The following is a 12,648-nucleotide window of genomic DNA, read 5'->3' on the forward strand; positions in this document are numbered from 1 at the left end:
TCCGTATTTACCCTGCCTTCCTGCGAAGGTAAGCTGGGTTTGTACTTCGTATCCCATACACACCGTCGACTGTGCGAACACACAGCGTGGCGCCGACCGGACAGGAAGCGCGCTGCCACTGTCGACGACATTTGTTCGATGCGAAGACACAGGAGGAGACATGGGCAGTCATTTTGCTACCAGCAGCAACGATTCGAGCCGGCATCTCGGCAATCCCGAAGCGGATCGCCACAGCGTGAAGGACACGATACGCGCGGGGCTGGCGGGCGGTTTGACGGGCGCGGTGTTGATCTGGGTTTACGAAGCGCTGGTTTGGGTAGGAGCGCAGCATCTGATGCCGCTCGCGGGCATTCCGCGCAACGCGACAGGTCTCGTGTTCGGCAAGGGCGTGCAGGATGCGCTGGGCATCTGGGCATATTTGCTCGGCACGGGCATCCACTTCGTGTTCGCGCTCAGCTGGGGCGTGCTGTTCGCCGCGATCTGGCCGTATTTCCGCCGGCGTGGTTACGAGGCGACGTTCATCGCGCTGTTCTACGCGATCTTCGCGTGGATCGTGATGCACGTGCTGATCATGATTGCATCGAGCAATCACCCGAATTACTTCGATCCGAACGTGATCATCGGCGGCTTCATGTCGCATTTCGTGTTCACGGTTCCGCTCGCGCTGGTCGTCAAGCGAATGCTCGACCCGCAGAAACGATAGACGGACGGACGCACAGGCGCCCGTCCGCAGGAAAGTACTGGTACCAAGGAGTTTTGGCATGGCACGGATCATCGGAGGCATTGCGGCCTCACACACGCCCACCATCGGGTTCGCCTTCGACAAGAACAAGCGGGACGATCCTGTGTGGGCGCCCATTTTCGAGAACTTCGCGCCGCTGGCGGACTGGCTCGCGGAAAAGCGTCCCGATGTTCTGCTGCTGATCTACAACGATCACGTGACGTCGTTCTTCTTCGACCATTACTCCGCATTCGCCCTCGGCGTCGGGCAGGAATGGAACGTGGCCGACGAAGGCGGCGGACCGCGCGATCTGCCTTCGATTCAAGGCCACCCCGAATTCGCCGCGCACGTCGGCAAGTCGCTGATGACGGACGAATTCGACATGTCGTTCTTCCAGAACAAGCCGCTCGATCACGGCTGCTTCTCGCCGCTGTCGATGCTGTGTCCGCACAAGCCCGAATGGCCCGTGAAGCTCGTGCCGCTGCAAATGGGCGTGCTGCAGTTGCCCGTGCCGAGCGCGCGCCGCTTCTACAAGCTCGGCCAGGCGCTGCGCCGCGCAGTCGAGAGCTATCCGGAAGATCTCGATGTCGCGATCGTCGCGACGGGCGGTCTCTCGCATCAGGTGCACGGCGAGCGTTCGGGCTTCAATAACACGCCGTGGGACCACCGCTTTCTCGATCTGCTCGAGCAGGATCCCGAACAGCTCGCGGGCATGACCCTCGCCGAATATGCGGAACTGGGCGGCTACGAAGGCGCGGAAGTGATCATGTGGCTGACGATGCGCGGCGCGCTGCCCGCGAACGTGGTCTGCAAGCACCGCAGCTACTACCTGCCGTCGATGGCGGGCATTGCGACGGCGATCTACGAAGGGCAAGGCGGCGACACGCCGCCCGCCGTTGTCGAACGTCATCGTCAACGCATGGCCGTCGAACTCACGAACGTCGAGAAACTGGAAGGCACGTATCCGTTCAGTATCGAAACGGCGGTGAAAGCGTATCGCATCAACGAGTATCTGCACGGGATGGTCGAGCCGGCCCATCGCGAGGCGTTCATCGCCGACCCGGAAGCGAGTTTCGAGGCAGCCGGTCTGAGCGAACAGGAACGCGATCTGATCCGCCGGCGCGACTGGCGCGGCCTGCTTCATTACGGCGTGATCTTTTTCATGCTCGAAAAGCTCGGCGCGGTGACGGGCGTATCGAACCTGCACATCTACGCGGCGATGCGCGGGCAGACGCTGGAAGAGTTTCAGAAAACCCGCAACGCGCCCGGCGCGCTCTATTCGGTGGCGGGGAAAACAGCCGCCAAAGCCGATTGGGAAGACGCGGAAAAAGCCAAGGACATCAACAAGGGCTGATAGCCCATTGCGTTGCCGTAACTGGCGCGACGTGCATGCAACATGAAACGCACGCACTGCCAGCCGGCGCGCGCCGCACTTAAGGAGACTACAGATGCCGGCGAGCAAGACGATTGACATCAAGGCGTTCATCGACGAACGCCACATTTCGGCCTATCAGTGGCTAGTGGTGGTGCTCTGCTTTCTGGCCGTCACGGCGGACGGGATGGACGTGGCCATCATGGGCTTCGTCGCGCCGTCCATCATCCACGACTGGGGCATTTCGCGTCCGCAGTTCGGCCTCGTGATGAGCGCCGCGCCGATAGGCCTCGTGATCGGCGCGCTCGCCGCGGGTCCGGCATCCGACCGCTTCGGACGCAAGTGGGTGTTGATCGCGTCGGTGTTTTTGTTCGGCGTGTTCACGATCATGACGGCCTTCACGCAGTCGCCGGTATCGATGGCCGTGCTGCGGATTCTGACGGGCATCGGTCTGGGTGCGGCAATGCCGAACTCGACGACGCTGTTGTCGGAGTATTCGCCGCAACGCAAACGCGCGTTGCTGATCACGATCATGTTCACGGGCTTCAATCTTGGCTCGGCGCTGATCGGCTTCGCGGCGGGCTGGCTGATTCCCGAGCACGGCTGGCGCTCGGTGCTGATCTTCGGCGGCGCGCTGCCGCTCGTGCTGATCCCGCTGCAGATCTGGCTGCTGCCTGAATCGGCCCGGCTGCTCGCGGTGCGCGGCGCCCCGGCTGCGCGCATCGGCGCCGTGCTCGGCCGCGTAACGGGCGAGAAGTTTGCGGGCGACGAGAAGTTCATCTCGACGGAACCGCCGCTGCCCACGCGCAAGCCGATCGGCGTGCTGTTCTCGCAAGGCTACGGCGCGACGACGCTCGCGTTGTGGATCACGTACTTCATGGGCCTGCTCGTGATTTACCTGCTGACGGGCTGGCTGCCGACGCTGATCAAGGACGCGGGTCTGTCGGTGACGGCGGCTGCGAACGTGACGGCGATGTTCCAGATCGGCGGCACGATCGGTGCGGTGCTGGTCGGCTGGATCATGGACAAGACGCGGCCGGCGCATGTGATCAGCGCGGCGTATGTCGGCGGTGCGGTGTTCGTGCTCGCGTTGGGCTGGATGGGCGCCCTGTCGTCGTCGCTCGCGCTGCTGGTGTTCGCTGCGGGCTTCTGCATGAGCGGTGCGCAGACGGGCCTCAACGCGTACGCGCCGGGCCGCTATCCGACGGTGGCGCGTGCGACGGGTGTCAGCTGGATGCTCGGCATGGGCCGCTTCGGCAGCATTTTCGGCTCGGCGGTAGGCGGCGCGCTGCTCGGACTCGGCTGGCAGTTCGGCGCGATTCTCGCGATGCTGGCCGTGCCGGCGACGCTCGCGGCGATCGCCGTCCAGGTGACGCAGCGCAAACAGATTGAGGGGCCGGCCGTGTCCGCGAGCGCGGCGCACTAGGCTCGGCGGTTGGAGGGCGCATGCCGCAATCGGGCGGCATGCGCCTGAATCAAAGCACCAGGCAGGCATCAAGCGATTGGGAACAACGATGATCATCGACATTCACGGCCACTACACGACTGCGCCGAAAGCGCTGGAAGCGTGGCGCAACCGCCAGATTGCTGGCATCAACCATCCGTCGGACATGCCGAAGGCGTCCGAGCTGCATATCAGCGACGACGAGCTGCGCGAATCGATCGAGCAGAACCAGTTGCGTCTGATGCGCGAGCGCGGCCTCGACCTGACCGTGTTCAGCCCGCGCGCGAGCTTCATGGCGCATCACATCGGCGACTTCGAGGTGTCGAGCACATGGGCCGCGATCTGCAACGAGCTGTGCTATCGCGTGAGCCAGCTCTTTCCCGGGCATTTCATTCCCGCCGCGATGCTGCCGCAAAGCCCGGGTGTGGATATCGCCACCTGCATTCCCGAACTCGTGAAATGCGTCGAGCAGTACGGCAATGTCGCGATCAATCTGAATCCCGATCCGTCGGGCGGCCACTGGACCAGCCCGCCGCTGTCCGACCGCTACTGGTACCCGATCTACGAAAAGATGGTCGAGTACGACATTCCTGCGATGGTGCACGTCAGCACGAGCTGCAACGCCTGCTTCCACACCACGGGCGCGCATTACCTGAACGCGGACACGACGGCGTTCATGCAATGCCTGAGCTCGGACCTGTTCCGCGATTTCCCGAGCCTGCGCTTCGTGATTCCGCACGGCGGCGGCGCGGTGCCGTATCACTGGGGACGTTTTCGCGGACTCGCGCAGGAAATGAAGAAGCCGCCGTTGCAGGAGCATCTGCTCAACAACATCTTCTTCGACACCTGCGTGTATCACCAGCCGGGCATCGATCTGCTGACGAACGTGATTCCCGTCGACAACATCCTGTTCGCCAGCGAAATGATCGGCGCGGTGCGCGGTATCGATCCGCAGACGGGCCACTATTTCGACGATACGAAGCGCTATGTCGAAGCCGCCGATATGAATCCCGAACAGCGCTACAAGATTTATGAAGGCAATGCGCGGCGTGTATATCCACGCCTCGATGCCGCGCTCAAAGCTCAAGGAAAGTGAACATGTACGAACTCGGAGTGGTGTATCGCAACATCAGGCGCGCGGACGGCGACGTCGCGGCGAAGCTCGGCGCGCTCGGCAGCGCGACGGTGCACGAAGCGATGGGACGCGTCGGCCTGCTGAAGCCGTACATGCGGCCGGTCTATGCGGGCGCGCAGGTCGGCGGCACGGCCGTCACGGTGCTGCTGCAACCGGGCGACAACTGGATGCTGCACGTCGCCGCCGAACAGATCCAGCCCGGCGATATCGTCGTCGCGGCCTGCACGACGGACAACACGGACGGCTTCTTCGGCGATCTGCTGGCGACGAGCTTCAAGGCGCGCGGTGCGCGTGCGCTGATCATCGACGGCGGCGTGCGCGACGTGCGCGTGCTCACCGGGATGCAGTTTCCCGTGTGGAGCAAGGCGATTTCGTCGAAGGGCACGGTGAAGGCGACGCTCGGCTCGGTGAACATTCCCGTGGTGTGCGCGGGCGGCCTGGTGCATCCGGGCGACGTGATCGTCGCGGATGACGATGGCGTGGTCGCGGTGCCGGCCGCATTGGCGGCACAGGTGCTGGAAAAAGCGCTCGCGCGCGAGTCCTTTGAAGAAGAGAAGCGCGCGAAGCTGGCGTCGGGCGTGCTTGGCCTGGATATGTACAACATGCGCGGTCCGCTCGAAAAGGCGGGACTGCGCTATGTCGACTGAGGCGCGGGCGATGGTCAACGCGCCTTGTACGACGCCGTTGAAAGTCGTTTCGTCGATGGCGACGCGCCAGTTGCTGGCCGATCTCGTGGAGGCGTATCGGCGCGAGACGGACGAGCAGGTCGAGGTCGTGTCGATGGGGGGCGTGGCGGCGGCGCGGCGCGTGCTGGAAGGCGAGCCGTACGACGTCGTGGTGCTGGCCTCCGATGCCATCGAACGTCTCGCTGCCGCCCGTCGTGTCGATCCGCATAGCCGCGTGGATCTGGTGCGCTCGGGCATTGCCGTCGCGGTCAAGGCGGGCGCTGAGCTGCCGGGTATCGGCAACGCAGCGGCCGTTCGCCGCGCCGTGATGAATGCGCGTGCCGTCGGTTATTCGACCGGGCCGAGCGGCACGTATCTGCTGAAGCTGTTCGAGAGCTGGGGCATCGGTGCGGATTCTTCGATGCCGCGCGTTGTCCAGGCGCCGCCGGGTGTGCCCGTCGGTTCGCTCGTCGCGAGTGGCGAGGTCGATATCGGCTTCCAGCAACTCAGCGAATTGATGCATCTGGACGGCATTGCCGTCGTTGGTCTGTTGCCGCCCGACATTCAATCGACGACGATTTTCTCCGCCGCGATCTGCGGCACGACGCAGCAGCAGGAAAAGGCGCGGGCGCTGATTGTGTTTCTTGCGTCGCCCGCTGCGCATGATGCGAAGCTTGGGCACGGGATGGAGCCGGCCTGAGCAATGCGAAGCGGGCGCGTCGCCGTGCCCGCTTCTTCAATCTCGTCCAGGCTTCCCACACCACCCGCGTAGCCGACCCGGCAACCGGTACGCAGCAGCGCACGTTCCCGCTGTCCGCGCCGGGTACGCGCGATGCTGGACAACGAAACAGAACCGCACCAGCCTGCCGTGATTACACGGTCGGGATGCACATCGACGCCAGCAGTCGAGAACCCGCAAAGGCAATCAGATCCAGCACCCGTCAAACTGAAAGCGTGACTCGCGCGTGATCGTGCGAGTGCGCATCGCGAGATGCTCAAAAAGCTAACCGAACGTCGGCAAGCTTCAACCCGGCACGACGACGCCACCGGCGGCGCGCTGGTACTCGGCGCCCTGGGCGTCGTATTCGGAGACATCGGGACGAGCCCGATCTACGCATTGCGACAGGCCGTCGTCGACGCAGGCTCCGTGAACGTGCAAATCGTGATGGGGGTGCTCTCGACGATTGTGTGGGCGGTCGTGATCGTCGTGATGCTCAAGTACGCGGCGTACGTGATGCGCGCCGACAACGAAGGCGAGGGCGGCATCATCGCGTTGACTGCGCTGGTTCGCTCGGGCTACGAGAAAGGGCGCCGACGCGTTCCGCGCAGTCTGCTGCTGGCGGGACTGTTCGGCGCCGCCATGTTTTACGGCGATTCGATGATCACGCCCGCCGTGTCCGTGTTGTCGGCCGTCGAGGGCTTGACGGAAATCAGTCCTGCATTCGGTCCGTGGGTCGTGCCCGTCGCGGCGGCAATTCTGATTGCGCTATTCGCCCTCCAGCATCGAGGCAGCAATGCAGTCGGACACCTGTTCGGACCCGTCATGAGCGTGTGGTTCGTCTCGCTCGCGGCGGTCGGCGCATACCGGATCGCGCAGCATCCCGCCGTTCTGAAGGCGCTCTCGCCGCAATGGGCCTTGGCGCTGGCGGTCGATCGGCCCGGCATCGCTTTCACCATTCTCGGCGCCGTCATTCTCGCGCTGACGGGCGCGGAGGCGCTCTACGCGGATATCGGCCACTTCGGACGCAGGGCGATCCGCATCGCGCTCGTCACCATCGTGTTTCCGTCCATCATCATCGGATACTTCGGACAGGCAGCGACGTTGCTGTTCGTACCCGGTTCGGTTCAGCAACCGTTCTTTCGCGCGCTGCCTTCATGGGCGCTCATTCCAGGCGTGATCATCACTGTGCTGGCAACGATCATCGCTTCGCAGGCCGTCATCTCGGGCGCGTTCTCGATGACGAGCCAGGCGATCGAACTCGGTTTCCTGCCGCGGATGCGGATCGTCGAGACATCGAAGCAGCATCGCGGACAGGTCTATTCTCCCGCCGTCAACGCGATCCTGTTCGTGTCGGTGCTGTTCCTCGTGCTGGTGTTCCGGAGTTCGGCGAGACTGACTTCCGCATACGGCATTGCCGTGGGACTGACGATGCTGGTGACCACGATCCAGATGGCGAGCGTATCGCGCTATGTATGGGGCTGGCCGGCGGCGCGCGCCGCCTTGGTTGGCGTGCCGCTGCTGATCGTCGATCTGACGCTCGTGGCCGCGAACATCCCGAAGATACCGGGCGGCGGCTGGTTCCCCGTCACAGTTGGCCTGATACTCTTCGTCTTGATGTCGACCTGGAATCGTGGACGCGAGCTCGCCGCTTCTCACGCGAAGCGCTCGGAACCTCTGGACGCATTTCTGCGCGACACGTTCAGCGGCGAAACGCCTCCCGCGCGCGTGCGCGGTACGGCCGTGTATCCCGGCAACAAGGCGGGCATGACGCCCGCTGCGCTGAAAAGCAATATCCGGCACAGCAACGTGATGCACGAGACCGCGATATTCTTCGCGAACGTGTCGGAGTCCGCGCCGCGCATCGACGAAGAAACGCGCATCGAAACGCGTGATCTGGGCAGCGGCTGCTACGAGATCGTCGCACGCCACGGATTCGTCGAGCGTATGAATCTGCCGAAGCTGCTCGAATCGCTGAGCGGCGAACTGGGTGCATGGCGCTACGATCCTGCCCGCACGACCTTCTTTCTGCCGCGTGACGAAGTTGTCGAGGGATGCGCAAAAGGGGAGATGATGCGCTGGCGGGAAAGGCTGTTCGCGCAGATGTCTTTCCATTCGGCATCCAGTGCCGAGTACTATGGTTTAAGGCCGGAAGACGTCGTTGAACTGGGCGTGCAGATCGCGCTTTGAATCGGGCATTGCGAGTCATGTCGCGCCGCCCGCCATGCGGCTGTCTTGTCCCTGCGCGGTCAACGAGGACAGCAGTTCGAGCAGACTCTCCGCATTGACGGGCTTGACGAAGTGATAATCGAAACCCGCCGATTGCGCCCTGAGCCTGTCATCGGCCTGCCCATATCCCGTGATCGCGATCAGAAGCGGCATCGTTTCGTCCTTCTGGCGCAGCCGCCGCGCGAGTTCGTAGCCGTCGATGTCGGGTAAGCCGATGTCGAGCAAGGCAACGTCAGGACGCAACTGCGCTGCCGCTTCGATGGCTTCGGCGGACGAGTAGGCGGTGCGTGTCGAATGGCCCTCCATTTCGCACAGCATCGCAAGCGAATCCGCTGCGTCGCGATTGTCGTCGACGATCAACAGCCGCAGTGCGGCCGATCTCGTGGGAGAAGCAGGCTCGGACAGCACCAGCGCCGAATGGCGTTCGTGATGATGCAGGCGGGGCAGGCATACCGTCACCGTCGTGCCGCGGCCTTCGCCTTCGCTTTGCACGGTGATCGTGCCGTCATGCAGTTCGACCAGCTTCTTCACGAGCGAGAGACCGATGCCGAGACCGCCGCTCGAGCGGTCGAGTGTGCGTTCGCCCTGCGAAAACAGTTCGAATACCTTGGGCAGCAGCTCTGCGGAAATGCCCGTACCCGTGTCCGTCGTCACGATTTCGACCCAGGTTTCATCGGCCCGCGCGCTGATCGAAATGCTGCCTTTTTCAGGGGTGTATTTGCTGGCATTGTTGAGGATGTTCACGAGGATCTGCGATATGCGCGTAGCGTCGCCCCGCACCCACGCCGTCGCGTCGGACACGTCCACGTTCATGATCTGTCCGCGAGCCTCGACGGATGCCGCCATTGCCTCGACTGCGTGATACACGGCAGTGCCGACAAGAAGCGGCTCGAGCTGAAGCGCAATCCTGCCTTGTGTAATGCGCGACACTTCGAGCAGATCATCGACGATGCGCGTCATGTGCTCCGTCTGTCTGCGCATCAGTTTGATGAGATCGGCGGCACGCGGGTCGATGCCGTCCAGTTTCTCGAACAGCGCGATTGCCGTGCGGATGGGCGCGAGCGGGTTGCGCAGTTCGTGCGCGAGCATCGCGAGAAATTCGTCTTTCCGGCGGTCGGTTTCGCGCAGCATCAGCTCCATGCGTTTGCGCCCGGTGATGTCCACCACGCTCGCGATCAGGCGCAGGGGCTTGCCGTCGGCGGTACGCTGCAGCAGTGCGCTGCCTTCCATCCATTGCTCGCCGCGCGGGCTTTGCACACGGAACTCGAAATGCGCGCCCGGATCGCCGCCTGCGGCGAGTTCGCGTACGTAGCGGTCGAGCACAGCGCGGTCATCAGGATGGACACGCGACAGAGCCGCCTCGTACGCGAGCGTTTCGCGTTCCTGCGGCTCGCCCGCCACTTCGAACGACAGCGTCCATGAGGCGACATCGAGCGAGACGATATGGATTTCGGCCGCTTGCATGGCCACGTTGAGGCGCAGGCTGCGTGCTTCGATCGCGGCTTGCGCTTCGTGCTGTGCGGTGACGTCGGTGGTCGTGCCGAACCATTCCTGCAGCGTCCCGTGTTCGTCGTACAAGGGCGCAGCGTGCGCCTGTACCATCCGGTAGCGGCCGTCATAGCGGCGCATGCGAAACGTGATCGAACCCGCCGTTCCCTTGCGCAAAACGTCAAGCCATGCCTCGCGCGCGATCTCCTGATCGTCGGGATGCACATAGTCGAGCCATCCCCAGTTTTCGAGCCGCACAGGGTCCGCGCCCGTGAACTTTCCCCATGGCTCCTCGGCGGGACGGATTTCTCCGTCGGGACCCGCCGACCAGACGAGCGCGCCCGTCGATTCGACGAGCGCGCGGTAACGCCGTTCGCTGAGAATGAGGCTTTCCTCGGCGGCGCGCTGACGTGAGATATCGAAGGTGACGCCGTGCACGCGGGCAAGCTCGCCATGTCCGTCGAATTCCGCATGGCCGCGCATGCGCAGCCAGCGCGGCGGCGTTGCGACGTTGTCGAGCACGAAATCGAACTCGAAGGGTCCGCCGCATTGCAGCGCCCGCTCGACCTTTTGTTGAAACGGCTCGCGGTACTCGGGCGCAATCCTGTTCCACAGATCGGCTAGCGCAACGGCTTCCGTGCCCGGCGGAAAGGAATAAAGCTCCGCGAGCTGCTCGGTCATGCGCACCTGGCGGCTCTTCATGTCCCATTCCCAGGCGCCCATGCGGGCGCCCTGAAAAGCAGCTTTCAGGCGGCGCTCGCTCGCTTCGTACATGGCCCACGCGTGCCGGCAATGATGGATGTCGGTCGCCACGCCCACGGTGTCGCCAATGCGGCCCGTGTCGTCGCGCTGTGCCTGCAGGTGCAGCGTGTGCCAATGGAACGCGCGATCGTTGCGCAACAGGCGTACGTCGACGTTGCGCAGCAGACTTCCGTCGTGCATCGTGCGCACGGCGTCTAGCACGGAATTGATGTCCTCGGGATGAACGAATTCCCTCCAGCTGCGGCCGATGATTTCCGGCGCAGGGATGCCAAGGTAGCGCGCTGCCCACGGATTCACATATCGCACGATTCCGTCACGATCGGCGCGCCAGACAAACGATGGCAGGAAGTGAGCAGGATCGTACATGTGTGCTCCTTTTCCGGGCAGGGAAGCGTGCCGCCTTGCTCTCCCCGGCGATGGAGCGAGCTTACTCTCGTCATGCCAACCGATCCGCCGTGGGTCGATGGCCCGCGCGGGGAACCGGCGACCGTTCGATATTCAACGCCTGGAGTGGAACCGAGCATATGCCGGACCCGGCCGGTGCCGCCCGTTCGACGCGGTTTGCGATTTCTACATGTTCTGTCGATGGCATAGGTCCCAGCTTCTTTCCACTATGGCCATTACCCAAAGTCCGCCTTCTGATCAACGATGTGGGGATCGTCGACTTCGATGGCCGCGGCAACTTCACGCGTAACGATGCGGGCAACAACGGCGGCGTGCCGAAATCGAACGGCGCGTTCAACAACAACCAGTTCGGCACGTATGCGGCGAACCCCGCGGTGAACCCCGCGGTGAACCCCGACTGCACGGGCACGATGGTGATCAACTACGGAACGAGAGCGGCGCCGGCTGGCGTGACGCTTACCGTGCAGATCGCCATCTCCGGCGACGGCACCGTGGTCATGGGAGAAATGTCGAGCGGGACCGTTCCGATCGGCGCGGAGCCGCCTGTGGTCGACGACGGCAAGTGCGGCAACCCGTCCCCGGAGGCGGTACAGATAGGCTTCGAAGGAAAGAAAGTACTCGTCTACGGCTTTCGCTAGACGACGTTAGCATGCTCACGATCATCGATTCACAGGGCGCGCTGCCCGTAGCCAGGTATGGCGCGACGCGTCCTGTGCGTGGGCATCTGGGTAGCCGGAAGTGTTCAGCCTGGCAACACTCTCGTCGGCATTCGTTGTTTCGAGCGCTGGAGCATGCCGTCATCCGATCGCTCCACTTCGAATAATAAAGTTGCTAGAGAACGTGCATCTGAGAGCAGAAATTGCTTCTGCTCCATAAAGTTTGCTCAAGGCGAGGGTCACGCTGACGGTTGCGAATCTAAACGCCGTCTCAATCCCGCGACAGTTCATCCATCGACGACCAGGCGGGGCAATCGCCTCTGCGCTGGTTCACCGCGTCGTTTGCGCGCTGCGCGGGTCGATCTCGCGTATCGAATCCGAAACATCCGTGATTCTCCCGGCACATCGAACAGATAGAGGCACTCGATCATCTATGGCGGCACAGTCCTCGGCGAGCAATGGCACATTAAGTGCAAAGTCGTGGGCAGCTCGCATCGACGACCCGTCGGGCCTCTCTCGTTGAGCCGGGATGCGCAGCCATGAGAACCAGGGCGACCCTGGCAGCAAACACGCGACGGAGGGGAAGATGAAACAGGATCGAGTCAGCGCTCGTCATACCGACGCACATCGTCGAACGCGCGACGCGTCTCAACGCGGCGCGGCGGCCATCGAATTCGCCATCGTCTTGCCGCTGCTGCTGCTTGTCGTGTTCGGCATCGTGGAGCTGGGCATCGCACTCTACGACAAGGCAATGATCACCAATGCGAGCCGCGAAGGCGCGCGCGCGGGAGTCGTGCTGCGCAATCCGAAACCGACGTCGCAGGACATAACGAACGTCGTACTCGCTTACTGCCAGAACTATCTCCTCACGTTCGGCACGGGAAATACGCCGACGGTCACTGTTCCTTCCGGTGTGGGCGGCACGTTCGGCACGCCGCTTACGGTGACGGTTTCCTACCAGTACTCGGGATTAGGACTGGGTGCCATGCTGTCGGCGTTCACCGGCCCCATCGTGATGACGGCGACGACCATCATGAACAACGAGTGAGGCCG

10 protein-coding genes are annotated in these 12,648 nt (G+C 63.3%); 9 read left to right on the forward strand and 1 reads right to left on the reverse strand.

Annotated features, from left to right (window positions below; genetic code table 11):
* Nucleotides 1-160 precede the first annotated feature (160 nt).
* The 7 genes from FRZ40_RS34405 to FRZ40_RS34435 all read left to right on the forward strand — a co-directional run bounded on the left by FRZ40_RS34405 (nt 161) and on the right by FRZ40_RS34435 (nt 8,245).
* Nucleotides 161-703 (forward strand): hypothetical protein, encoded by a 543-nt coding sequence (locus FRZ40_RS34405; RefSeq protein ID WP_147237175.1) that lies wholly within the window; start codon nt 161-163, stop codon nt 701-703.
* Between the two features lie 58 nt (nt 704-761).
* Nucleotides 762-2,075, forward strand: coding sequence for a gallate dioxygenase (locus tag FRZ40_RS34410; RefSeq protein ID WP_147237176.1), 1,314 nt, complete (start codon nt 762-764; stop codon nt 2,073-2,075).
* Between the two features lie 94 nt (nt 2,076-2,169).
* Nucleotides 2,170-3,519, forward strand: coding sequence for an MFS transporter (locus FRZ40_RS34415; RefSeq protein WP_147237177.1), 1,350 nt, complete (start codon nt 2,170-2,172; stop codon nt 3,517-3,519).
* A gap of 88 nt (nt 3,520-3,607) precedes the next feature.
* Complete coding sequence (locus FRZ40_RS34420; RefSeq protein ID WP_147237178.1) at nt 3,608-4,633, forward strand: amidohydrolase family protein; 1,026 nt, start codon at nt 3,608-3,610, stop codon at nt 4,631-4,633.
* A gap of 2 nt (nt 4,634-4,635) precedes the next feature.
* A complete protein-coding gene (gene ligK / locus FRZ40_RS34425; protein WP_028371005.1) occupies nt 4,636-5,319 on the forward strand; it encodes a 4-carboxy-4-hydroxy-2-oxoadipate aldolase/oxaloacetate decarboxylase in 684 nt (227 codons plus the stop codon).
* A 10-nt stretch (nt 5,320-5,329) separates the two neighbouring features.
* Nucleotides 5,330-6,037, forward strand: coding sequence for a substrate-binding domain-containing protein (locus tag FRZ40_RS34430; RefSeq protein WP_147237179.1), 708 nt, complete (start codon nt 5,330-5,332; stop codon nt 6,035-6,037).
* Nucleotides 6,038-6,328: 291 nt separating this feature from the next.
* Nucleotides 6,329-8,245, forward strand: a complete 1,917-nt coding sequence (locus FRZ40_RS34435) for a potassium transporter Kup (RefSeq protein WP_147237180.1) — start codon at nt 6,329-6,331, stop codon at nt 8,243-8,245.
* Between the two features lie 15 nt (nt 8,246-8,260).
* Here the strand turns inward: FRZ40_RS34435 and FRZ40_RS34440 are convergent, their stop codons facing one another.
* The gene (locus FRZ40_RS34440) at nt 8,261-10,900 is read right to left on the reverse strand and encodes a PAS domain-containing hybrid sensor histidine kinase/response regulator (RefSeq protein WP_147237181.1); all 2,640 of its coding nucleotides are present in this window, start codon (nt 10,898-10,900) and stop codon (nt 8,261-8,263) included.
* A 158-nt stretch (nt 10,901-11,058) separates the two neighbouring features.
* Between FRZ40_RS34440 and FRZ40_RS34445 the strand changes: the two genes are divergently transcribed.
* Together FRZ40_RS34445 and FRZ40_RS34450 are read left to right on the forward strand one after the other, a co-directional pair.
* Entirely contained in the window at nt 11,059-11,577 is a 519-nt protein-coding gene (locus FRZ40_RS34445; protein ID WP_147237182.1) for a hypothetical protein, read from the forward strand.
* 604 nt (nt 11,578-12,181) lie between these two features.
* Nucleotides 12,182-12,643, forward strand: a complete 462-nt coding sequence (locus FRZ40_RS34450; RefSeq protein ID WP_028371001.1) for a TadE/TadG family type IV pilus assembly protein — start codon at nt 12,182-12,184, stop codon at nt 12,641-12,643.
* Nucleotides 12,644-12,648 lie beyond the last annotated feature (5 nt).

This window comes from Paraburkholderia azotifigens (genome assembly GCF_007995085.1).
Classification (GTDB): Bacteria; Pseudomonadota; Gammaproteobacteria; order Burkholderiales; family Burkholderiaceae; genus Paraburkholderia; species Paraburkholderia azotifigens.

Coding starts and splice junctions, on each gene's coding strand:
- FRZ40_RS34415 (WP_147237177.1), top strand. CDS start 2,170: ATGCCGGCGAGCAAGACGATTGACATCAAGGCGTTCATCGACGAACGC.
- FRZ40_RS34430 (WP_147237179.1), top strand. CDS start 5,330: ATGGTCAACGCGCCTTGTACGACGCCGTTGAAAGTCGTTTCGTCGATG.
- ligK (WP_028371005.1), top strand. CDS start 4,636: ATGTACGAACTCGGAGTGGTGTATCGCAACATCAGGCGCGCGGACGGC.
- FRZ40_RS34410 (WP_147237176.1), top strand. CDS start 762: ATGGCACGGATCATCGGAGGCATTGCGGCCTCACACACGCCCACCATC.
- FRZ40_RS34405 (WP_147237175.1), top strand. CDS start 161: ATGGGCAGTCATTTTGCTACCAGCAGCAACGATTCGAGCCGGCATCTC.
- FRZ40_RS34440 (WP_147237181.1), bottom strand. CDS start 10,900: ATGTACGATCCTGCTCACTTCCTGCCATCGTTTGTCTGGCGCGCCGAT.
- FRZ40_RS34435 (WP_147237180.1), top strand. CDS start 6,329: ATGCTCAAAAAGCTAACCGAACGTCGGCAAGCTTCAACCCGGCACGAC.
- FRZ40_RS34445 (WP_147237182.1), top strand. CDS start 11,059: ATGCCGGACCCGGCCGGTGCCGCCCGTTCGACGCGGTTTGCGATTTCT.
- FRZ40_RS34450 (WP_028371001.1), top strand. CDS start 12,182: ATGAAACAGGATCGAGTCAGCGCTCGTCATACCGACGCACATCGTCGA.
- FRZ40_RS34420 (WP_147237178.1), top strand. CDS start 3,608: ATGATCATCGACATTCACGGCCACTACACGACTGCGCCGAAAGCGCTG.